This is a genomic window from Pseudomonas sp. HY13-MNA-CIBAN-0226, from assembly GCF_040310305.1.
GTDB lineage: Bacteria > Pseudomonadota > Gammaproteobacteria > Pseudomonadales > Pseudomonadaceae > Aquipseudomonas > Aquipseudomonas gregormendelii.
Map to the genome: position 1 here is coordinate 1 of NZ_JBEOPS010000535.1, position 244 is coordinate 244.

The 244-nt window shown below is 57.4% G+C and carries 1 pseudogene; it reads right to left on the reverse strand.

Going from position 1 to position 244, the window contains the following annotated elements:
- Nucleotides 1-244, reverse strand: a pseudogene (locus AAEZ05_RS29795) (TonB-dependent receptor); the annotation flags it as partial.

The following is a 244-nucleotide window of genomic DNA, read 5'->3' on the forward strand; positions in this document are numbered from 1 at the left end:
GTAGTACGCCGTGCTCGCCCCCAACCCGTTCACCGGGGCCGAGTTGAACGCCACGGTACGCGCCGAGCTCAAGTACTCCTTGTCGAACACGTTGAGCATCGAAAACCGCAGCGCGGCCGACTTGATGACCTTCTTATCCACCGGCAAATAAATACCCGCGTTCAAGTCGAACACCGTGCGGCCTTCGATCTTCTCCTTGTTGGTCAAATCGCCGTAGAAGCTGCCGACATACTTGCCTGCAATG